Source organism: Cytobacillus sp. FSL R5-0569 (genome assembly GCF_038007265.1).
Taxonomy (GTDB): Bacteria; Bacillota; Bacilli; order Bacillales; family Cytobacillaceae; genus Cytobacillus; species Cytobacillus kochii.
On sequence record NZ_JBBOWW010000001.1, the window covers coordinates 2,751,621 to 2,774,504 of the forward strand.

Here is a 22,884-nt window from a genome sequence, read left to right on the forward strand (position 1 = left end):
TTTCTGTTGTTAGTTTTAGGTAAAAAAAAGAGCCAATCGGCTCTTTTTCGTACTCCATTTTTCAAGCAATAGGTAGCTTGGTTGCGTTAATCAAAGCGCGGATCTGTTCATAATTATCAGCTTCCATTAGCTCTATAATTTTTGATCCGACAATGACACCATCACAATACTGAAGAATTTCTTCTACATGTTCTGGTGTGGAGATTCCAAATCCAGCTAAGACGGGTAGTGGACTTATACTTTTTATTTTCTCTAAATGACTTGAGAGCTGAGAAGCAAATTGTGCTCTCGTACCAGTAATGCCATTTACGGTAACAGCGTAGACGAAACCTTTACCTCGCTTGGTTATTTCCTCAATTCTTTCGATTGGACTTTGTAATGTCACTAAACGAATCAATTCGATCTTAACTTCTTCTAAGTAAGAAGTGATAATCTCTTCTTCTTCAATAGGTAAATCAGGAATGATTAATCCATCGATACCGGATGTTTGAATATCTCTCGAGAACCCCTCCAGCCCATAAGATAATAATGGGTTCATATACGTCATAAAGATCAATGGAATATGGATAATTGGTCGTATTTCTCTAATACAATCAACAATTTCTTTTAATGTTACACCCGTATTTAAAGCTCTAATACCAGCCTCTTGAATAACGGGACCATCAGCTACTGGATCAGAAAATGGGATACCTATCTCAATGGCAGTTGCTCCTGCTTCTTGTAAAAACACTAACTTTTCTTTCAAAGATGGTAAGCCACCGTCCCCAGCCATTACATAAGGTACAAATGCTTTTTTTCCTTCTTTTTTCATTGTTTGGAACACTTTTTCGATGCGGTTCATGCTTTTACTCCCCCTATTTTCGATCTAACAGCCTCCATATCCTTATCTCCTCTACCCGAAAGACAAACAACGATATGTTCTGTTGGCTCCATTTCTTTTGCAAGTTTTATCGCATAACTAATTGCATGGGCACTTTCTAATGCCGGAATAATTCCTTCAGTTTTCGAGAGCACCTGTAACGCTTCCAGTGCTTCATCATCGGTAATGGCATCATATTGCACTCGTTCAATATCATGTAAATAGCAATGTTCAGGCCCGATCCCTGGATAATCTAGACCTGCTGATATTGAATGGGCTTCTTGAATTTGACCATCTTGATTTTGGAGGAGATACATATAGGCTCCGTGAAGAATACCAGGTTTGCCTTTCGCTAATGATGCTGCATGCTTTTCACTATGAAGTCCTAAGCCAGCAGCCTCTACGCCATAAAGTTTTACTTCACGATCTTCTAAAAACGGATAAAACATCCCAATTGCATTACTCCCTCCGCCGATACATGCCACTATCGCTTCTGGAAGTTTAGCTTCTTTTTCGATAAATTGTTTTTTCGTTTCCTGGCCAATCACACTTTGAAAATCTCTAACAATTTTAGGGAAGGGATGTGGTCCCATAGCAGAGCCCAGTATATAATGCGTATCTTCTACATTTGACACCCAATATCTTAATGCTTCATTAACTGCATCTTTTAAAGTTGCACTTCCAGACTTTACACTGATGACCTTTGCACCGAGTATTTCCATCCGAAATACATTCAATTGCTGACGCAATATATCTTCTTCTCCCATAAAAATCACACATTCTAAATTAAGAAGCGCACAAGCCGTCGCAGTTGCTACACCATGCTGACCAGCCCCTGTTTCTGCAACAACCTTTGATTTTCCCATTCTTTTAGTCAATAATGCTTGCCCAAGAGAGTTATTTATTTTATGGGCACCAGTATGATTTAAATCTTCGCGCTTGAGATAGATTTTTCCACCCCCAGCGTATTTTGTCAAATTTTTCGCGTAATAGAGTGGTGTTTCTCTTCCAACATAATCTCTTAATAAATTATTTAGCTCATTTTGAAATGCAGGATCGACTTTTGCTTTTTCATATTCTTTTTCTAATTCTAGGATGGCCTGCATAAGAGTTTCTGGTACATATCTTCCTCCATACGTGCCAAAATGTCCTTTTTCATCTGGTAGGGTAGTTGTTGTCATTTTTATTCCTCCTCTTAATTTGTTGCTTCTATAAATCTTCTAATTTTACTCGGACTTTTTTTTCCATCTATTTCAACACCTGAACTTACATCAACCATAAAGGGAGCACATTGTGAAATGGCGACTTTAACATTTTCTGCTGTTAAACCGCCAGCGAGGATCAATTTCGGGTGTTTTCTTTGCATTTCTTGCAGCAATGTCCAATCAAAGCTCGTTCCATTACCGCCATGGTATTTACCTCTTGGACTATCAACAAGAATGTAATCATCATCGTATTCATAGATAAGGTCGATATCTTTTTCGCTTTTCATTTGTATCGCTTTAATTACCTCAAAACCTTGGGATTTGATTTCTGTGCAATAGGTTTTCGATTCATCACCGTGTAATTGCACATGTGTTAAGCCTACTTCTTTTGCTATAAGAAGAAGCGATTCTATTGGCTCATCAACAAAGACTCCGACCTTCCATACATTTATAGGCAAACCTTTAATAATCTTTTTCGCCTTCTCGGTAGAAATTCTACGTTTACTTACAGCAAAAACAAATCCGAGGGCATCAGCCCCATAGACTATTGCTTGCTGTGCAATTTCCTCACTAACAATTCCACAAATTTTCACTTTCATTTCGATCCACCAGCCAAATTTTGCGTCTTTTTCATTTGTCTCATCAATAATTCTAAGTTTTCAGATTTCATCAATGCTTCCCCGACTAAAATACCGTCTGCTCCAGCATTAATTACTCTTGCTACATCTTCCCCTGTTTTTAAACCACTCTCACTAATTAAGAACGCTCCTGATTCTTTTATAAGTGGAGCGAGTGATTCCGTTACCTGCAAATCCACACCAAATGTATGAAGATCACGATTATTCACACCAATGATTTCAGCTCCTAATTCTATTGCCCTTTCTGCTTCAGCTTTATTGTGTACTTCGACCAAAACCTCAAGACCCTCATTGATTGCAAAATGAAAGAGTTGTTTTAACTGATCTTTCGTTAATGCTGCAACAATCAATAAAATAACTGTTGCCCCATGATTTTTGGCATAAACGATTTGCCTTTCATCGATAATAAAGTCTTTACATAATAAAGGTAGCGATACCGCATCAAAAACAGTTGTTAAATCTGTAAAATTTCCTTTAAAAAATGGGGTATCGGTCAGAACAGACATCGCATCAGCACCAAAGCGCTCATATAAACAGGCTTGCTCGTCAGGTTGTAATAGATTATTTATGATTCCTTTAGAAGGAGATGCTCGTTTAAATTCAGCGATAATCACAGGTTTATTTTTTTCTAATTGTTTTAATAAAGAGCGTGTAGTTCCGTTCCTTCGACTATTTCCGGAATAGGCTAAATTTGATAAAGTTCGTCTTTTTTCTGAAATGATACGATCTAAGATTGTCATGAGTCTATATCACCTTTTCTGTAGATTGAACACTTAATGTTTTTAGTTGCTCTAACTTTTCCATTGCTGCGCCTGAATCAATGATTTCTAAAGCAAGTTGCACGCCTTCCTTAATTGATTCAGTTCTTCCACCAACAAAAATACCTATCCCAGCATTAAGCGCAACGGTTTCTCGATACGCCCCTTTTTCTCCTTCTAAGACCCGAAGTAAAATTGCTGCATTTTCTTTTGCATAACCACCACGAATTTTTTCATTCGCATACACATGTAAACCCACTTCTTCAGGATGAAGCATAGTGGTTTGAATGTTTCCGTCTTTTAAAATAGCTAAATAGTTTTCACCTTGTAAAGAAGCTTCGTCCATATACCCTGCTCCATTGATAACGACCGCTCTTTTTCGCCCTAGCTTTTGAAGGACTTCAGCAAACATTTCAACAGCATCTCTTTTATAAATGCCTAATAATTGATTTTCTAAATTCATTGGATTAATTAGCGGACCTAATAGATTGAATGTTGTCGGAATTCTTAAATCTTGTCTTACTTTCATAATCCTCTTGATTTGCGGATGAACATTAGGTGCAAATAAAAATGCGATGCCAATCTTTTCTAATATTCCTTCAATTTGTCGTGGTGATAAATCAAGACGAATCCCTAAATGTTCCAAGACATCTGCACTGCCCGTTTTACTTGATACGCTCCTATTTCCATGCTTCGCTACAGGAATACCGCTTGCAGCTATAACAAAAGCAGAAGTAGTACTAATATTAAAGCTTTTTGAACCATCTCCTCCAGTACCACAATTATCCATTAAATGAGGAATAGATGTATCAAAGGTTAACGCATGAGCTCTTAATGCTTTTACAAATGTTGCGATTTCATTAACCGTCTCTCCTTTTGCTTTTAAGCTAACAAGAAAGGCAGCAATTTCACTATCCGTAATATCTGGCGAAAACAGATATTGTACAGCTTCTATCATTTCTTCTTCTGTTAATGAAATGCTATTGGTTAATTGCAGCAGAATTTCTTTCATCATTCTCTCTCCTTTTAGTGTTTTCAATAAAATGTCTCAACATCTTTTGGCCTTGTAATGTACCAATCGATTCAGGGTGAAATTGAAATCCATATAAATCAAATGCTTCATGCTTAATAGCCATTATTTCGCCGTCCTCTAGTGAACGTGCTGAAATGTTGAAGTACCCTGGAAGGCTACCTGATTTGATGACTAATGAGTGATACCTCATCACTACCAGCGGTTGACTCATATATTGAAATACCCCCCCACCTGTATGCATCATGTTTGAGGTTTTTCCATGCATAATTTTCTTCGCTTCAGTGATTTCACCTCCGAATGCATATCCAATTGCTTGATGACCTAAACAAACACCTAAAATGGGATATTCTTGATGTAATTGTTGAATTAATTCCACACATATACCTGCATTCTCTGGGCGCCCAGGGCCAGGTGACAAAATGATATGAGTCGGATCTAATAAACGAATTTCTTCGACAGTTATTTGGTTATTTCGTTTCACTACGACCGTTTGCCCTAGTTCTCCTAAATATTGATACAAGTTATAAGTAAATGAATCATAATTATCAATTAATAAAATCATTTGTTTGCCTCCAGAAATGCCTTTAATTTATGAATCGTTTCTTCATATTCTTTTTTAGGAATCGAATCATAAACAATTCCTGCACCAGCCTGAATATATGCGTTCCCATCCTTTGCTACCATCGTTCGAATAGCAAGAGCAAAATCCATATTACCGTTTGTGGATAAATAACCAATGGCTCCGGAATAGATACCTCTTTTTGTTTCCTCTAATTCATTGATAATTTCCATCGCTCTTATTTTTGGTGCACCTGATACTGTACCAGCTGGCAGGCAAGAAATAAGTGCATCAATATTTGTACATTCATTCTTTAACTGCCCCTCTACTTCAGAAACAAGATGCATCACATGTTTATATTTTTCAATATTCATATATTTCCGAATGCTAATCGTCCCAAATTCACATACTCTACCTAAATCATTTCTCCCAAGATCAAGAAGCATTCGATGCTCTGCCACCTCTTTTTCATCTTGCTTGAGCTCTTTTGCTAACAAATCATCTTCTAAATTGTTTCTCCCTCTAGGCCTTGTGCCGGCAATTGGATTGGTCATTACTTTGTGCTGATTCACCTTTACTAAACTCTCTGGCGAAGCCCCCGCTACTTTGTAATCACCAAAGTCCAAGTAATACATATATGGAGAAGGGTTATCAATTCTGAGTTTTCTATAAAAATCAAAAGGATCTCCACTTATTTCTGCTTGTAACCGCTGGGATAATACTACTTGAAAAATATCTCCCGCCTTTATATATTCTTTTGCTTTTTCTACTTTTGAGATAAATGCATCTTCGCTCATTAGTGGTCTATATTGACTGATTCGCGCTTTTTCACCCGTTTTTTGCTCCATAGAAAATAGCTCTGCCTTACGCTTACTTAATTTTTCTTCTAGTTGCCTTTTATTTGATACGATTGGTACTCCTACTAAAAATAATTTTTGCTTTAGATGGTCAAAAACAATCACTTCTTCAAAGAACATGAAATGTACTTCGGGAATTTGCAAATCATCCTGTATTTCAATTCCTATTTCTTCATATTGTCTAATAACATCATAACCAGCAAACCCCACGGCACCACCGATAAACGGGAATTGTTGAGAATTGTGAATGCCAATTTTTTTCATTTGCTCTTTGACTACTTCTAACGGTTTATTTTTTACTTCTTCTCTTTCATTTTCTGAGAGTATAATCGTAGATCTTGCACTTCCTTGCACTTCTAAAACGGGATTGCAGCCGATAAAAGAAAATCTACCAGCGTCTTCATGTTTTAAAGAGCTTTCAAACAAAAATTTCTTTTTACCTGAAAGCTTTTGATAAATGGCAATTGGTGTTAATAAATCACCATCATTGACTTCTAAAATAACCAGGGTTTCTAAAGTCTGATTCATGTTCTCACTTCTCCTTATCAATAATAAATCGAATTTAAACGCAAAAAATCCCCTATACCATAAACGCTCAATAGCTTTAGGTATAGAGGACGTATCTATATAGATGCGTGGTGCCACCTCAAGTTCAGAATGTCCATGGGGACATTCTCTTTTTCAAGTACAGATGTCAAAATCGATACTCTATCCTTTTAACGGCGGAATCCCGTGTCCCTTACTTACATTTTTCAGGGTACCTCTCACAAGTCCATTCCATTTATCGATCACACCGGATTCCCACCAACACCAGCTCTCTTATGTGATTAACGATAAATATACTACTCTTGATCAACGATTTGTTTTATGAAATTAAACGAAAAAGGGCCTCTCTCCTTATTAAAAAGGACGAGAGACCCGTGGTGCCACCTTTATTAGCTGTAAATTACAACTCACTTAACAAATACGAATAACAAATTCGTATTTATCTCTTTTAACGATGAGACATTCGCCAGAGCCTACTAGTTATAAAAGGTTCGGTCTGGAAGCTCGGAAGTCCATTCACTTATATCACCCACTGATTCCCACCAACCATCAGCTCTCTAAAATGAGCATATATAAGATACTACTCTTCGTCATTGCTTACGTCTTATTTGTTACATATGATATGCCTGATTCTTTTAATTGTCAATAGGTTTTCGTTTAATTTTTAATCTTTTTTCTAATATTTCTGTCCACTCTTGCGATAACCCAGATACATTCAACAATTTTTCCATTGCTACAATATCTTTTAGTTTATGTAGTATAATATCAGTCGCATCCCATACAGACAGTTCCGATTGCTTTCTTTCGACTAATTGAATTTCTGACTGAAGGTTAATCGTTCCCTCTTTTAACACACGGAAAAAATAACCTGTATGATTCGTCTGAAAAACCTTTTTTAATAATTGATCTTCACCATTAAATTTTGAGATGGTTGAACAAGGAACTCTCCCTTGTGTCACTTCAACAATCGTTTCACCAATTGCAAACACATCACCAATATATATTTCCTTCTCAGTCATATTTGTTGTACTAATATTTTCACCAAAAGAAGGAAGCATAAAAGTACGGCTAAATGCCTTTTGCCATTTTTCATAATGTTCGTACGGATAAAGACATAATGCTCTGTCAATCCCACCATGAAAATCTGTATTAGCTACTCCGTCGCCTTCAATCGCATCTTTTTTTAAAAAGAGTTCTTTTACAGGTGTTTTACCGATAGCAGATGTTTCATGCTTTTCTTTCCATTGATAATCTCTAGGTTTACCTTTACTTAAAGATACAATTCTCAATTTCCTGCCCCCTTTATCTACCTTTCATTTTAGCTTTTATTACTAATTTTTACTAGTTAGGAAAAAACAAAATTGTAGCCATACTTTCTGTTCATTTCGTTTATATTAATAAATAGTGTTTGTGAGGGTAAAAACAATTGAAAGTGAGTTAACCATGGACCATATTGAACAAGCCATACAAAAAAAGACGAGTAAAAATAAAAAACAAAATAAAAAGAATAACCAAAAATGGGCTATTTTATCTATTTCTTCCATTCCGCTTGTCATGACCCTTGGAAATTCTATGCTCATACCTGTCTTACCAGTTATGGAAAAAAAACTATCAATTAATTCTTTCCAAGTAAGTATGATTATCACAATATATTCCATTGTCGCCATCTTTCTCATCCCGATTGCCGGTTATCTTTCTGACCATATTGGAAGAAAAAAAGTCATTATCCCTAGTCTGTTGATTGCAGGAATTGGTGGAATTGTTTCTGGTTGGGCTGCATGGAAGTTGGAAAATCCCTATACGGTCATCTTGATTGGAAGAGCCCTTCAAGGGGTAGGAGCTGCCGGAGCTCAACCAATAGTCATGCCATTAGTTGGTGATATGTTTAAAAATGATGATGATGTAAGTAGTTCGTTAGGTTTAATCGAGACCTCCAATACTTTCGGAAAAGTATTAAGTCCCATTTTAGGAGCTTTGCTTGCCGGAGTAATTTGGTTTTTACCTTTCTTTTCAATTCCTGTTTTTTGTTTATGTTCGATTATCTTAATGCTTTTTCTCGTAAAAACACCCAATAAGCGAGAAGAACCTATTCCTTTTAAGGAGTTTTTTCAGCATATAAAAGACATATTTACACAAAAAGGAAAATGGTTATATGCCATTTTTCTTATTGGTGCAATCCTCATGCTTGTTCTATTCGGGATATTATTTTATTTATCCGATTTATTAGAGAAAAGCTATCATATAAAAAATATAAAAAAAGGTCTGCTCCTGGCATTACCTTTATGTTCACTCTGTGCATCTTCCTATATTACAGGAAAGTTAATTAAGCAAAACAAAATATTGATGAAGTGGATGATATTTGTCAGTTGTTTAGGAGCAATGATCTCTGTAGCATTACTAAGCTTAAATGACCAGCTCTGGTTTATGATTATGCTGTTTCTGTTATGCGGAATTGGTATCGGAGCGGCGTTGCCCTGTTTGGATGCAATGATTACTGAAGGCATTGAAAAAGAGCAAAGAGGGACGATATCTTCTATTTATAGCTCTATGCGTTTTATTGGTGTCGCAGCAGGACCACCTATTACGGCATTATTGTTAAAGCATGCAGAAAATTGGATGTTCTATATCTTTAGTCTTATTTTACTGATAGCTGCATTAGCAACCTTCTTAGCAATTAAGCCGAAATCATAAGGAACACAGAAGATAAACCCGTGACAACTGAACACTCATATGATATGATTTTATTATATATTTCGTATAAAAATGACCACAAGTGTTGCAGCACCTGTGGCCATCTGCAATAGGTTCGTCCTAAAAGGGGACGGCCAAATAAGTTTGACGTAGACCTCACCCTAAAAGTTTAAAGGCTCAAGGGGGGTCTATTTTTTATGATTAAAAGCTAAGACCGCCATAATCAGTGTTGTAAATGAAATCATCAACATTAGAGATTCAAATACTGTCAAAAGGCCTCACCCCCTTTCTACGGGGTTAGCCGACCACCCTTGTGAACACTATCGCTCTTCCATTATAACATATTTTCACAAAAATATAAGAACACATGTTCTGTTTTTAAAAATTGAGCCTATCCACCTATTCTACATTAGGTTTTCTTTTGATGGTTCCTAGCAACAGTGCAGCAAAAAGACTACCTACCGCAATGGCCAACAAAAAGGAAAGAGAAGAACCGAACACAAAAGGTGTAACTAATACTCCTCCATGAGGAATCGCAATCCCTGTATGTGTTGCCATCGACAACGCACCCGCAGTTGCAGAACCAAGGAGAATTGGTGGTATATACGCCTTCTTATTCCGCTCGACAAAAGGGATCGCTCCTTCAGTCATAAACAAAAACCCTTTTACATAATTTGTACGATAATATAAACGTTCATTTTTAGAGAACTTCCAATAAAAAATACTCGTCGCAAAAGCAATGGCAAGTGGGGGAACCATTCCACCAACCATAATAGCAGCTAATGGTTCGTATACACCATTTAACATAAATCCAATACCAACCAAATAAGTCATTTTATTAATAGGACCACCTAGGTCAATGGCCATTAATAGTCCGAACATCGCACCAATCAAGATAGACAAAGGTGTCGTCATCGTTTGGAATAATGTTGTAATGGATTGTGTTAACCAGGTTAATGGTTGTAATAATACAAACATCGCCAATAAAGTCATCAAAATGCCGATGACAGGATAAATGATAATGTTCGACATCGCTGTGATAGAGGATGGTAAATAATTCGTCCATTTCTTTAAACGATTAATAATGAACCCACCGATTAAACCTGCACATATCCCACCAATCAAGCCTGAACCATTCATTGCAGCGAATAAACCACCAATTGCTCCTGGCGCAAATCCTGGGCGATCACTAATGCTTTTACCAATATAGCCAGCAAATATAGGCATTAATAAAACAATAATTGTTTGATCACCGAAAAAAGAGAGAATCTCCCAAAATTGATGACGGAAATCTGAACTAAAAATCGTTAATGACAATAAAAATCCAGCTGCAATGGCAAGGGGGAGCATATTAGATAACCCATTCATCACATGTTGATAAAGCTCTCTTGACCAAGTTTTACTATTTTTATTTACATGATTATGGTCATATATGTCACAATCTTGTGAAACAGCTTTTTCTAATAACTGAAAAGGTTTACTCATACCATCTGCAACAGAGGCTTGCACCATATGTTTGCCACTAAATCGCTCCAACTCTACTTTTGTATCGGCTGCAATAATAATGGCAGTTGCTTTTTCTATTTCAGCTTTTGTAATATGTTGCTTAACCCCAGCAGCGCCATTTGTTTCGACTTTTAGAGGAATATGCAAAGTGGCGGCAGCTGACTCTAAGGAATGAGCCGCCATATAAGTATGAGCAATCCCTGTTGGACAACCTGTAACTGCTAAAATAAATGGAGTCTCTTCATTCGTTTCATAAGTTTCATTTCTAGTATCATCTTTATCCAATTCACTAATAATCGAGAGTAAATCACTCTTTGACTCTGCCGTCATTAGTTTGAAATGAGTTTCTTTGTTCATTAAAATGGTTGATAACTTAGCTAATATATCCAAATGAAGTTCATCGGCGTTTTCCGGAACAGCAATAAGGAAGATAAGATGGGCTTTTTCACCATCTAAAGAGTTAAACTCTATCCCTCCATGACTCCTTGCTAAAGCAATACCAACTTGTGTGACTGCCCTAGATTTTGCATGTGGAATCGCAACGCCGTTGCCTATACCTGTAGTACTTTGCGCTTCTCGTTTAAGCACATCAGCAAGGAAAAGCCCTTTTTCCTTTATACCACCATCATTGTACAGCGTATCGACTAACGCAGTAATCGCTTCTACTTTTGTCACTTCCTCAAGTGAGAGAAGAATTGATTCTTCACTTAATAAATCAGTAATATTCAATACCTCTCTCCTTTCCACTAACAAAAAGTCTTTTTATCTTTCAATCATACAAAAAATAATAAGAAAATCAATCATTTTTTCTAGCAAATGATAATTGCTGAAATTGTTCATGTATGCTAGAATCGAAATAACAATATATAGTTAAATTCAACTTCGCTAATCACTATATATTGTATTTTGCAAGATTATCCTCATCCATAGTCTCATTTTCCGTTTCTTGATAAGAAACGGCTTTTTTCTGTTTATCTTTTTCCTATTGACTATATCATCACCCAACGATTGGAAATAAAATGATACTTCCAGTATATCTAAAGTTCCTGTATAACTATAGATGTTTACGTATGCATTTCTTACTATTTTTATGACTATTCTGTGACCATTGTATCATTAATTAAAGAAATCATTATTTTTAAAATAGGTAAATAAAATAACTCCATATAGTCCGGTTACATGTTACAATATGAAAAATGCAATATATTACTATTGTTTTGATTCAATTATAACGAAGTGATTAAAATTTAGAGGAGTATGGATCATGGCAAAGCCATCTAGTGAAACAGTCATCTTTTATATTGCAGGAAGTATTTTCACTGTATTATCAATTGGTGGAATTACTTTTTTATTAACAGAATGTTATCAATCACAAACCCTCAATGGTGCAGAGCTATGGATTATTATGCTCGTTAGTTTTGCAGTAACCGCTTTATGTGATTTTGAGTTAGAACTTGAAAAACAAAGTGACACATAAATAATTCACTAACAGGCAGAGGTAATCGTTTTGATTACTGGAATTGCTTTTCTTGTTTGCAAATGGAACATAACAAAAACTTTTTCACTTGTTGCTATGATTTTTTGATCTCTAGTTGCCATTTGTTGAGAAATGACAAAACTCGTATGACCAACTCTCTTTAATGTTGTCGTAATCTCTAACAGTTCTCCCACTAATGCCTCTTTTATATACTCACTTTCCACTTTCTTTACAACGCAACCGATATGTCTTGATTGTAAATATTGATTCGTTAGACCAAGCGCTAAAAACCAGTCATCAATACCACATTCGAAGTAGTTGAAATATTTCAAATAGTTCATATGACCAAGTTCATCTATATCACTCTCACGAACAACAATACTTGTTTTAATTTTTTTCAATTTAAGCCAGTCCTCCTTTTTGTATGCTATTTCCTCTGAACAATATTGATAAAAATGGTGAAAGAAAAGTACTATCCATTCCTTTCACCAATTGAAAACCTAATGATTGATTGCCCTTCTTTTATGAGCAAACTCAATATACGTTTTAAGTATTTCTGGATTAGCCATTGAACCAACATTAATCACTTTTTCTGGCTGATGACCTAATAATATCCTTTTAATCGGTACTTCCATCTTCTTACCGGTCAACGTTCTCGGCACCTGCTCCACAGCAATAATTTCATTTGGAACAAACCGTGGTGAAACTTGTTGTCGTATGACATCTTTAATATGTGAAATGAGTCCATCTTCGAGTAGTTGATCTTGCTTTAACACTACAAATAAAGCCATATATGAATCTTCTTCTAGTGCTTCTAAATCAACTACTAAGCTATCGCTTACAATCTCTATACTTTCGACTGCTCGATAAATTTCACTAGTACCTATGCGAACGCCTTGTTTATTAATGGTTGAGTCTGACCTGCCAAAGATAATGGATCTCCCTTTATCATCAAACTGAATCCAATCTCCATGACGCCAAATTCCCGGAAAAGTACTAAAATAACTTTCTTTGTAACGCTTGTCACCTTCATCATTCCAAAAATAAATTGGCATCGATGGCATTGGATTAAGAATCACTAATTCTCCTACCTCATTAAGTACGAGCTTTCCATCGTCATTAAAAGCTTGAGCGTTTACTCCTAAAGCCTTTGTTTGAATTTCTCCAGCACGAACGGGCAAAACGGGGGACCCTCCAATAAAAGCTGTGCATACATCTGTACCTCCACTTACGGAGGCTAACCATACATCCTGTTTAACCTCGTTATATACCCATTTAAAACCGTCTATGCTTAGGGGAGATCCTGTGGAACAAATGGCTTTTAAATGGGGGAATGTATACTTTTCTTTCGGTTTAATTCCTAATTTTAAACTTGCCTGTATAAAAGCAGCACTCGTTCCAAAGAAACTTACTTTTGTTTTTTCGGCTAATTCCCATAAAACATCGGGTTTTGGGTACATTGGGCTACCATCATATAAAACAATCTTTCCACCTGTTAAAAGGGCACCAACAAGTAAATTCCACATCATCCAACCCGTTGTCGTAAACCAAAAAAATACATCTTCGTTTGTAACCCCTTCTTCAATGACTAATACTTTTAAATGTTCAAGTACAATGCCTCCTTGACTGTGTACAATTGGTTTAGGCAGTCCTGTCGTTCCAGATGAAAATAAAATCCATAAAGGATGATTAAAAGGCACTGGTTCGAAAACAAGTTCACTCTTTCTTTTCATTACTTCTTGCCAGTCGATCGTTTTCTGTGGATTTAACCGTTTATAATCACTATTTATGCTCTTAAACAACACGGTTCGCTTCAAAGTTGGTAGTGCATTCTGTAAGTGAGCCACTTGATCAACTCGGTCTGATGTTTTGCCATTATATACATAACCGTCCACTGCAATGAGTACATTCGGCTCAATCTGTTTGAACCGTTCCACCACACTTTCCATACCGAAATCAGGTGAACAACAAGACCATACTGCTCCAATACTCGCACATGCTAAAAAAGCAATAATCGTCTCAGGAATATTAGGCATATAACCAACGATACGATCTCCTTTTTTTACACCTATCTCTTTTAAATAACCTGCTAGTGAAGCCGTTTTTCCCCTTAATTCTTTCCAGGAAATTTCCTTTATATCTTCCATTTCTGATCGGAAAATAAGTGCTGTTTCATCACCTCTATCATTTCTGAACACATGCTCAGCATAATTCAATGAGGAGCCTTCAAACCATCTAGTTCCTGGCATTTTTCGAGATTGTAAAACATGTGAGTTTGGCGTATATGAAATGATTTGACAATATTCCCATACATATCCCCAGAATAATTCTAATTCATCAACTGACCATTTCCACAAATGATGGACATCATTTAATTCGAGCTTCTTTTCGTTTCTGATCCAATGAAGAAATTTTGTTACCCCTGCTTTCTCTATCTCCCTTTCGCTCGGTTGCCATAAAAGTTGACCTTTTGAAACCGCTTCCATTTCCTTCGCCACCTTCATTCTCTTTTGTAAAATGGAGGGGAATCTGAGATGAAATGATTTTCCATTTTATATATATTATCAAAAAAATCGTTATTATCATACTATTTAATATATATTCTCCTAGTATAAGTGGCTACTACGATTATTATTATTAAAAATAATTCTATTTGTTTATCTTCCTGTCTCTTCCCTTGACTTCTAAAATTTTAATAAATTCTAACATTTAGCTTTTTTCTAGAGATAACCTTTGACAAGTTGGATAAAATGATGTAAATTACGTAATGGGCGAACAATTAATATGTTAACCCAATATAATATTCGTATTTTGAGGTGCTAGCTATGGAAAACGTATTTGATTATGAAGACATTCAATTAATTCCTGCTAAATGTATTGTGACTAGTCGTTCTGAGTGTGATACAGCTGTAACGCTCGGAAAACATAAATTCAAACTCCCAGTTGTCCCTGCAAATATGCAAACAATTATCGATGAAAAAATTGCTACTTATCTTGCTGAAAACGGTTATTTTTATGTCATGCACCGCTTCCAACCTGAGACGCGTAAAAACTTTATTAAGGATATGCATGCACGTGAACTCATTGCTTCTATTAGTGTTGGTGTAAAAGAAGAAGAATATGGTTTTATTGAAGAATTAGCTTATGAAAAAATTGTACCTGATTATATTACAATCGATATTGCTCACGGGCATTCCAATGCAGTCATTCAAATGATTCAACATATTAAATTACATTTGCCTGATGCTTTTGTTATTGCTGGTAATGTAGGTACACCTGAAGCTGTCCGCGAATTAGAGAATGCCGGTGCAGACGCAACAAAAGTAGGCATTGGGCCAGGAAAAGTTTGTATCACAAAGATAAAAACTGGTTTTGGTACAGGTGGCTGGCAATTAGCTGCACTTCGTTGGTGCGCAAAAGCAGCAAGCAAACCTATTATTGCTGATGGTGGGATTAGAACACATGGCGATATTGCAAAGTCTATCCGTTTTGGCGCATCAATGGTCATGATCGGTTCATTGTTTGCTGGTCATGAAGAATCACCTGGTGAAACAATTGAAAAAGATGGTAAGCTCTACAAAGAATATTTCGGTTCAGCCTCTGAATTCCAAAAAGGCGAACGTAAAAATGTTGAAGGCAAAAAAATGTACGTCGAGCATAAAGGTTCTCTTGTGGATACATTAAAAGAAATGGAACAAGATTTACAATCTTCTATTTCTTATGCTGGTGGAAATAGGCTTGAGAGTATCCGCAATGTAGATTATGTAGTAGTAAAAAACTCAATCTTTAATGGTGATAAAGTTTATTAAACAACCCGATTAAGCCAAGAAAATCATTTATTTCATCCTGCCAGGGATTTGACCCCCGGCAGGATGAGTGCGTTTATTTTGAAGTGAAAACAGGTTTTCTTTTCTCCATAAAGGCCTTTGTTCCTTCCTTTTTATCCGCTGTTGCAAATAAAACTGCTTGTGCTAATTTCTCAATTATTTGTCCTGTTTTTTGATCGGTTTCTGCACCATATTGTACAGCCATTTTAGCGAGCTTAACCGCTAATGGACCTTTAGCTAAAATTTGCTCTGCTATCTCATCTACTTTATCCTTCAAAAATTGCAATGGGACAACTTCTGTTACTAAGCCATGTGTCATTGCTTCCTCAGCAGAAAGAAATTTTCCTAATAGAATCATTTCTAACGCCTTTCCTTTTCCAACAATTCGCGATAGCCTTTGCGTACCACCTGCACCTGGGATAATTGACAAATTTAATTCTGGCAAACCAATCTTGGCATGATCCGCCATCACTCGTATATCACATGCTAATGCCAGTTCACATCCTCCACCAAGAGCAAGACCATTAATCATGGCAATTGTCGGCATGTCATAAGCTTCAATTTCATCATAAATTTCTTGCATACTACCTGTTGCAAAAACATCTAACATTTCCTTCTCATTTAGTTGGGTAATGTCTGCACCTGCTGCAAATGCCTTGTCTCCTTCTCCTGTAAATACAACAAGCTGGGACACTCCATCATGTTTAATTTCTACAAGAGCATCCCTTATCTCACTAAGCGTTTCTTTACTTAATCTATTTCTTACTTCTGGTAGATTAATATATATATAGGCAAGTTGACCTTCTTTTTTTACAATAATGTTTTCATACATCAGATTTCCTCCTTCTTATTTTTGAAGGTTTTCAATCAACATAGCCATTCCTTGGCCGCCACCGACACAGAGAGAGGCAATGCCAAATCTTCCCTTCTTTTTTGCTAGTGCATGCATTAAAGTAACGACAATTCTAGATCCGGTTGATCCAAGTGGATGTCCGAGAGCAATTGCTCCGCCATTAATATTTATTCGTTCAGGTGGTAGCATCAACTCTCTTTGTACTGCAATGGCTTGAGAAGCGAACGCTTCATTTATTTCAAATAAATCTATGTCTGCGATACTAAGCTTTGTTCTTGCCAATAACTTCCGTATTGCCGGTACAGGTCCAATCCCCATGACTTCAGGTGAAACACCGACAGATGTCCAATCATGAATCATTGCTCTTGCTGATAATCCCCTTTTATCAGCTTCTTGTGCTGTCATAAGCAAGAGTGCTGAGGCGCCATCATTTCTTCCACACGCATTTCCTGCAGTTACGCTACCACCTTCTTTAAATACCGGCTTTAAGCTGGCAAGCTTTTCTCGTTTTGTCTCCGGTCTTGGATGTTCGTCCTGAGCGAAAGTGATTTGTTCTCTTTTGTTTTGTATTGTTACTGGGATGATTTCTTGTTGAAATGCGTTCATTTCTTGCGCCCTTTTATACTTTTGCTGACTTTCATATGCAAACTGGTCTTGATCTTCCCTAGCAATATTGTATCGCTCGGCAACATTTTCTGCTGTCATCCCCATCCCTAAATGAGCGCCATAAATTTCTTGCGGTTGTTGACCATTCTCTTTATTGGCATCCACTAGTATTGTTTAGTCACCTCCAAAGCGTGAGCCTCTAATAAAAATGGGGGAATTACTCATACTTTCCGTACCACCTGCGATAACAACATTTGCCTGTTTGGAATAGATTTGTTGCATACCTGAAGCGATGGCTTGCATCCCTGATGCACATAATCGATTCACAGTAAAAGCGGGGGAAGTTTCAGGAATGCCCGCTCTTAAAGCAGCTACTCTTGCCACGTTGGATGATTGCGAAGATTGTCTCACTTCTCCTAATACGACTTCTTCAATAGTCGATGGGCTCACATTGACACGTTTAAGTAAGCCAGATATAACATCGGATGCTAAGTAGCTAGAAGATATATTACGTAATGTTCCTCCATACCTTCCAATCGCTGTTCTTACGCCATCTACAATGACGATTTTGTTTAGGTCCATTTTCTTCCCCCTTAGTTATATTCTTTATTTAATTGAGCAGCGATGATATTTTTTTGGATTTCTGATGTTCCTTCATAAATCCTCGTAATTCTCGCATCACGATAAAACCGTTCAATAGGAAAATCTGAAATGTATCCAATCCCGCCATGGACTTGTACGGCTTTATCAGCCACACGGTTATATACCTCTGAGCCGAATAATTTAATCATCGCTGCTTCCTTAATTACTTTCTTCCCTTCATCAACCATCGTAGCTACTCGGTACGTAAAAGATCGTAATGCTTCTATATCGACAGCCATTTCCGCTAACATATGAGCAACGGCCTGATGCTCAATAATTGGCACATTGAACTGCACCCGTTCTTTTGCATACGTCATTGAAAGATCTAATAATTTTTGGGCGGAACCTAAGTTTCTGGCGGCCAAACCTGCACGTCCGTTGGCAAGAATCGTTAATGCATTCACATAGCCTCTCCCTTCTTCACCCAGGACATTTTCTACTGGGACTTCACAGTCTTCCATAATTATTTCTGCTGAATGTGAACCACGAAGGCCCATTTTATGTTCAATCGCTCCTACTTGAAAACCAGGAAAACTTTTTTCTACAATAAAAGAAGTAATCCCTTTTGCACCTTTAGATGGATCTGTGACAGCCATAACCGTAAAAACATCTGCTTGAGGTGCATTTGTAATATAGTGTTTTAACCCATTTAAAATATATTTATCGCCTTTACGTACTGCCGTCGTTTTTAAATTAGTGGCATTCGAACCAGCCTGAGGCTCTGTTAATGCGAAGGCGCCTATTTTCTTTCCTGTAGCCATATCAGGTAAGTACTTCTGTTTTTGATATTCATTTCCCATTTCCACAATGCCCACTGATCCGATACCCGTATGACCACCAATCAAAGTTGTGAATCCATTATGCGTGGCACCAATTTCTTCATACAATGCACATTTGCCTACCATCCCAATGCCTAACCCACCATATTCTTCTGGAATACTTAAACCAAATAAGCCGAGCTCTTTTGCCATTTCTACAATTTTATCTGGGATGTGATCCTCTTTTTCGATCTGCATCGCAACCGCTTCCACTTCATTTTGCACAAACTCTCTAACACCTTTTTTCAACACTTCGATATCTTCACTTACTGTATAACTCATATCATCGGCCTCCCTTTATTTTTGAATATTCTCTATTTTCTTACCATGTTGATCGTATGCGTACCATCCTTTACCTGTTTTTCTACCTAATTCACCTTTTTCCACTTTTTCTACTACCGACTGTTTCGGGCGATCCACCTCTAGCCCTGTTTCTGCATATCTTTGCTTCCTTACAGCATAATTCACATCAAGACCAGTTAAATCCATTAATGCAAATGGGCCAATAGGATGACCTAAAGCCTTTTCGACTACGAAATCGATTTCTTCATAACTGGCATATCCATGTTCATATAAATAAATCGCCTCATCCATGAGTCTCGCTAAGATACGATTGGCGATGAAACCTGAAATTTCTTTTTGTAGAAGTACTGGTTTTTTTCCGATACTTTGAATGAATGTCATCGCTTGCTGTGCAACTTCCTTTGAAGTATGCGGACCTTGAACAACTTCGACAAGCTCCATCACAAGTACGGGGTTAAAGAAATGGATATTACATACACGATTTTGATAGGTTAACTTATCTATCAATTTAGAACTCACTATAGTGGAGCTATTCGTCGCAATGATACAATTTTCCGAGACAATCTTTTCTAAGGATTGAAATAATGTTTGTTTTGCCTCTAAATCTTCAATAATAGCTTCTATGATAATATCTACATCATGTAACTGATTAATTTCAGTAGTAAATGTTAAATGTTCGAAAGCTTTATCCACCTCATCACGCGAAAATCTTCCTTTTCTCACCCTCTTTTCTAACTGTGTTTCTAACACTTCTTTCGCTTTTATTAAACGATCGTTAGATATATCTTGTAACACGACATCATATTGATGAAGCGCTGCTACAACAGCAATTTGTGCACCCATTGCTCCCGCTCCAATCACACCAACTTTTTTTATATTTGTCATTCTCGTTTATTTCTCCTTTCTAATTCTTCTTTCACAAGTAATCTTTTCAATAATTTACCAACACCGTTTCTTGGTAGATGACTTCTTTCTTCGAAAACTCTCGGTACTTTATAAGGTGTTAGTTTCGTATAACAAAATGCTTTAATTTCTTCAAGATGAAGCGTATAACCTTCTTTAGCGACAAGAAATGCTTTCGGAATCTCTCCATTTTCAGAATCAGGGATACCGACTACGGCAACTTCAGCAATACCTTGATGTTCATAAAGGACATTTTCCACTTCTTGAGGATAAATATTAAACCCCGAGAAAAGAATCATTTCTTTTTTACGACCGACAATATAGAAATACCCATCTTCGTCTACTGTGGCTAAATCACCTGTAAACAACCAGCCATCTTGTAACGTAGAGGCTGTATCTTTCTCATTGTTCCAATAACCCTTCATCACTTGTGGACCTTTAATGACCAATTCACCGACCTGATTGATCCCCAAATCCTCCTGTTTTTGATCAACGATACGACAATCTACATCAGGAACAGGAATACCGATGCTCCCATGTTTATGTGTGCCATTTATTGGCGTACGGTGAGTCGTTGGAGATGTTTCCGACATACCAAACCCTTCTAAGATGGTACAACCAGTTAATTGCTTGAATTGTTTAATAACCTCTACTGGCAATGGCGCTGAACCGGATGAACATATTTTAAGAGAGTTTAGTCCTGCGAATCGTACATTTGGATGATGGATAAAAGAGAGATACATTTTAGGGACACCTGGAAACATGGTTGGTGCATATTTCTTCACTTGATTTAAAACCTCATCAACGTCAAATCGTTCAAAGAGCAAGATTCGCGCTCCTAAAAAGATGCCTACATTCATAGCACTTGTCATCGCATACACATGATAAAGCGGGGTTGCCGCTAATATCGTTTCATTTCCAAAAGCCACTTTTTGTCGATACATCACATAACTTTGGTAAACATTCGCAATTAAATTATGATGTGTAAGCATGGCTCCTTTTATCGTTCCCGTTGTTCCGCCTGTGTATTGTATAACGGCTAAATCGTTTTTAGGATCTATAGACGCTTCAGTAAATTTGATACTTCCATTTTTAAAAATATCTATCATATGATGAACGATTGAAGATACTTCCCTATTAATACTGACATTTGTGGCATACATAATATGTTCTAAATCATACACTTCTCTAATTTTCTGCAGTGCAGTGACTGATTTTTCACCAACCACTAGTGCGCGTAATGCTGTATCATGAAACACTTGCAATACCTCTCTTGATGTATAGGCTGGGTTAATTGGCACGATGATAAGACCAAGTGCAAGACTAGCATAATAGGCAGTGATATAATCTGGATGGTTTCCGAGCCATAACCCGATTCTATCCCCTTTTTTTAACCCACAACTCTGCCAATACGAAGCAAGTGCGTCCGTTCGTTTCTTCAGTTCCTCATAGGTAAGTGTTTCGTAATTAAAAATGATAGCCACATGATCTCGATAAGACTGCGCAGTTTCCTTTAGCATTTCATATAGGCCAATATGAGGTATGTGGAAATTTGGTAACCGATCTTCATAATATTTTTCCCATACTCTTTTTAATGAGAGATTACTCAAGACACATTCCTCCTTTATGTGTCACATATAGTCTTTTAATATATCTCTTGCGATAATTAGCCGTTGGATTTCATTTGTGCCTTCATAGATTTTCGTTATTCTTGCATCACGATAATACCTTTCAACAGGATAATCAGCGACGTAGCCCATGCCACCATGAATTTGCACTGCTTTGTCAGCCACTCGATTAAACACTTCAGACGCGTAAAGTTTAGCCATTGAGGATTCTTTCACAACTTTCTTGCCTTGATCGACTAAATGGGCGGCTTTTAATGTTAATGTTCTTGCTGCTTCTGTTTCTGTTGCCATATCAGCTAACATCCATTGTATTGCTTGATTCTTTGCAATTGGTTTACCGAACTGAATACGTTCATTCGCATATTTCGCTGATAATTCAATGAGTTTATCACAAGATCCAACTGCCCTTGCCGCTAACCCAATCCGTCCTTCACTTAAAATAGTTAGTGCAGCTACATATCCGAGACCCACTTCTCCTATAACATTTTCTTCTGGCACTTCACATTGATCAAATAATAATTGTGCAGTATATGAACCTTTTAAACCCATTTTTTTATCCTTTTTTCCTACTGTAAATCCAGGAAAATCTTTTTCTATTAAGAAGGCAGTAATCCCCTTTGCGCCTTTGTCTTTATCTGTAACAGCAAAGACCGTAAATACATCTGCTACAGGCGCATTCGTGATGAAATGTTTTGACCCATTAAGAATCCACTTATCTCCCTTTTTTTCTGCTTTTGTCGCAAGATTAGTAGCATCAGAACCTGCCCCAGGCTCTGAAAGGGCAAAACAAGCAATTTTTTCTCCTGATGCTAAAGCAGGTAAGTATTTTTCTTTCAAGTAAGGAGAGCCAAGCCTTACTAAACCTGTACTACCAATACCTGTGTGTGCACTAATTAAACTAACAAAACCATTATGCGTGCGACCTAATTGTTCTAATACAGCGGTTTTCCCAACCATGCCAAGACCAATACCCCCATACTCTTCTGGTATACTCATCCCAAATAATCCAAGTTCCTTCACTTGCTGAACCAAAGAATCTGGTATACGGTCCTCATCTTCAATTTGTTGTGCTAAAGGCTCTACTTCCTTCTCGACAAATTGGTGAACCATCTGCACGATTTGATCGATTTCTTGGTTTTGAACTGTGAACATAAGATCACTCCTTTGTTTGCTTT

At 37.0% G+C, this 22,884-nt stretch carries 20 protein-coding genes, 1 pseudogene and 2 other annotated features; of the genes and pseudogenes, 3 read left to right on the top strand and 18 right to left on the bottom strand.

What is annotated here, in order from left to right; genetic code table 11:
* Positions 1 to 61: 61 nt before the first annotated feature.
* The 8 genes from trpA to MKX78_RS13990 form a co-directional block, all read right to left on the bottom strand.
* Positions 62 to 841 (bottom strand): tryptophan synthase subunit alpha, encoded by a 780-nt coding sequence (gene trpA / locus MKX78_RS13955; RefSeq protein ID WP_328197855.1) that lies wholly within the window; start codon positions 839 to 841, stop codon positions 62 to 64.
* Positions 838 to 2,040: a tryptophan synthase subunit beta gene (trpB, locus tag MKX78_RS13960; protein ID WP_341051403.1), complete on the bottom strand. Its 1,203-nt coding sequence runs from the start codon at positions 2,038 to 2,040 to the stop codon at positions 838 to 840. Before trpB ends, trpA begins: the two co-directional genes overlap by 4 nt.
* A 14-nt stretch (positions 2,041 to 2,054) precedes the next feature.
* The gene (locus MKX78_RS13965) at positions 2,055 to 2,663 is read right to left on the bottom strand and encodes a phosphoribosylanthranilate isomerase (protein ID WP_224938454.1); all 609 of its coding nucleotides are present in this window, start codon (positions 2,661 to 2,663) and stop codon (positions 2,055 to 2,057) included.
* Entirely contained in the window at positions 2,660 to 3,442 is a 783-nt protein-coding gene (trpC, locus tag MKX78_RS13970; RefSeq protein WP_095372987.1) for an indole-3-glycerol phosphate synthase TrpC, read from the bottom strand. The genes MKX78_RS13965 and trpC overlap by 4 nt, the downstream gene beginning before the upstream one ends.
* 4 nt (positions 3,443 to 3,446) lie before the next feature.
* A complete protein-coding gene (gene trpD, locus MKX78_RS13975) occupies positions 3,447 to 4,472 on the bottom strand; it encodes an anthranilate phosphoribosyltransferase (RefSeq protein WP_095372986.1) in 1,026 nt (341 codons plus the stop codon).
* Entirely contained in the window at positions 4,441 to 5,055 is a 615-nt protein-coding gene (locus MKX78_RS13980; protein ID WP_095372985.1) for an anthranilate synthase component II, read from the bottom strand. The genes trpD and MKX78_RS13980 overlap by 32 nt, the downstream gene beginning before the upstream one ends.
* Complete coding sequence (gene trpE / locus MKX78_RS13985; protein WP_307313405.1) at positions 5,052 to 6,437, bottom strand: anthranilate synthase component I; 1,386 nt, start codon at positions 6,435 to 6,437, stop codon at positions 5,052 to 5,054. The genes MKX78_RS13980 and trpE overlap by 4 nt, the downstream gene beginning before the upstream one ends.
* An 82-nt stretch (positions 6,438 to 6,519) precedes the next feature.
* Positions 6,520 to 6,774, bottom strand: a binding site (T-box leader).
* A gap of 37 nt (positions 6,775 to 6,811) precedes the next feature.
* Positions 6,812 to 7,058: a binding site (T-box leader), on the bottom strand.
* 32 nt (positions 7,059 to 7,090) lie between these two features.
* Positions 7,091 to 7,744 (bottom strand): MOSC domain-containing protein, encoded by a 654-nt coding sequence (locus MKX78_RS13990; RefSeq protein ID WP_340975268.1) that lies wholly within the window; start codon positions 7,742 to 7,744, stop codon positions 7,091 to 7,093.
* Positions 7,745 to 7,898: 154 nt separating this feature from the next.
* Here MKX78_RS13990 and MKX78_RS13995 point away from each other — a divergent pair, with 154 nt between their 5' ends.
* Positions 7,899 to 9,146, top strand: coding sequence for an MFS transporter (locus MKX78_RS13995; RefSeq protein ID WP_095372983.1), 1,248 nt, complete (start codon positions 7,899 to 7,901; stop codon positions 9,144 to 9,146).
* Positions 9,147 to 9,334: 188 nt separating this feature from the next.
* Here MKX78_RS13995 and MKX78_RS24520 read toward each other — a convergent pair whose 3' ends face one another.
* A complete protein-coding gene (locus tag MKX78_RS24520) occupies positions 9,335 to 9,418 on the bottom strand; it encodes a putative holin-like toxin (RefSeq protein WP_224938507.1) in 84 nt (27 codons plus the stop codon).
* A gap of 127 nt (positions 9,419 to 9,545) precedes the next feature.
* Positions 9,546 to 11,381, bottom strand: a complete 1,836-nt coding sequence (locus tag MKX78_RS14000) for a PTS fructose transporter subunit IIABC (protein WP_307313400.1) — start codon at positions 11,379 to 11,381, stop codon at positions 9,546 to 9,548.
* Positions 11,382 to 11,916: 535 nt separating this feature from the next.
* On the opposite strand from MKX78_RS14000, the gene MKX78_RS14005 reads away from it, so the two are divergent.
* The gene (locus tag MKX78_RS14005; RefSeq protein WP_095372981.1) at positions 11,917 to 12,129 is read left to right on the top strand and encodes a hypothetical protein; all 213 of its coding nucleotides are present in this window, start codon (positions 11,917 to 11,919) and stop codon (positions 12,127 to 12,129) included.
* Between the two features lie 8 nt (positions 12,130 to 12,137).
* Here the strand turns inward: MKX78_RS14005 and MKX78_RS14010 are convergent, their stop codons facing one another.
* Both MKX78_RS14010 and MKX78_RS14015 read right to left on the bottom strand, forming a co-directional pair.
* On the bottom strand, positions 12,138 to 12,530 hold the full coding sequence (locus MKX78_RS14010) for an acyl-CoA thioesterase (protein WP_224938462.1): 393 nt from the start codon (positions 12,528 to 12,530) through the stop codon (positions 12,138 to 12,140).
* Between the two features lie 99 nt (positions 12,531 to 12,629).
* Complete coding sequence (locus tag MKX78_RS14015) at positions 12,630 to 14,615, bottom strand: acetoacetate--CoA ligase (RefSeq protein ID WP_341051405.1); 1,986 nt, start codon at positions 14,613 to 14,615, stop codon at positions 12,630 to 12,632.
* Positions 14,616 to 14,954: 339 nt separating this feature from the next.
* Here MKX78_RS14015 and guaC point away from each other — a divergent pair, with 339 nt between their 5' ends.
* Positions 14,955 to 15,938 (top strand): GMP reductase, encoded by a 984-nt coding sequence (guaC, locus tag MKX78_RS14020; RefSeq protein ID WP_307313397.1) that lies wholly within the window; start codon positions 14,955 to 14,957, stop codon positions 15,936 to 15,938.
* 73 nt (positions 15,939 to 16,011) lie between these two features.
* On the opposite strand, the gene MKX78_RS14025 is transcribed toward guaC, so the two are convergent.
* The 6 genes and pseudogenes from MKX78_RS14025 to MKX78_RS14050 all read right to left on the bottom strand — a co-directional run bounded on the left by MKX78_RS14025 (position 16,012) and on the right by MKX78_RS14050 (position 22,861).
* The gene (locus tag MKX78_RS14025) at positions 16,012 to 16,788 is read right to left on the bottom strand and encodes an enoyl-CoA hydratase/isomerase family protein (protein ID WP_095372977.1); all 777 of its coding nucleotides are present in this window, start codon (positions 16,786 to 16,788) and stop codon (positions 16,012 to 16,014) included.
* A gap of 15 nt (positions 16,789 to 16,803) precedes the next feature.
* Positions 16,804 to 17,997: pseudogene (locus MKX78_RS14030) on the bottom strand (thiolase family protein).
* A gap of 11 nt (positions 17,998 to 18,008) precedes the next feature.
* Positions 18,009 to 19,157 (bottom strand): acyl-CoA dehydrogenase family protein, encoded by a 1,149-nt coding sequence (locus MKX78_RS14035; RefSeq protein ID WP_307313393.1) that lies wholly within the window; start codon positions 19,155 to 19,157, stop codon positions 18,009 to 18,011.
* Positions 19,158 to 19,172: 15 nt separating this feature from the next.
* Positions 19,173 to 20,063 (bottom strand): 3-hydroxyacyl-CoA dehydrogenase family protein, encoded by an 891-nt coding sequence (locus tag MKX78_RS14040; RefSeq protein ID WP_307313390.1) that lies wholly within the window; start codon positions 20,061 to 20,063, stop codon positions 19,173 to 19,175.
* Positions 20,060 to 21,691, bottom strand: coding sequence for a long-chain-fatty-acid--CoA ligase (locus MKX78_RS14045; protein WP_322909493.1), 1,632 nt, complete (start codon positions 21,689 to 21,691; stop codon positions 20,060 to 20,062). The genes MKX78_RS14040 and MKX78_RS14045 overlap by 4 nt, the downstream gene beginning before the upstream one ends.
* A gap of 21 nt (positions 21,692 to 21,712) precedes the next feature.
* Positions 21,713 to 22,861 (bottom strand): acyl-CoA dehydrogenase family protein, encoded by a 1,149-nt coding sequence (locus tag MKX78_RS14050; RefSeq protein ID WP_095372972.1) that lies wholly within the window; start codon positions 22,859 to 22,861, stop codon positions 21,713 to 21,715.
* Positions 22,862 to 22,884: the final 23 nt, after the last annotated feature.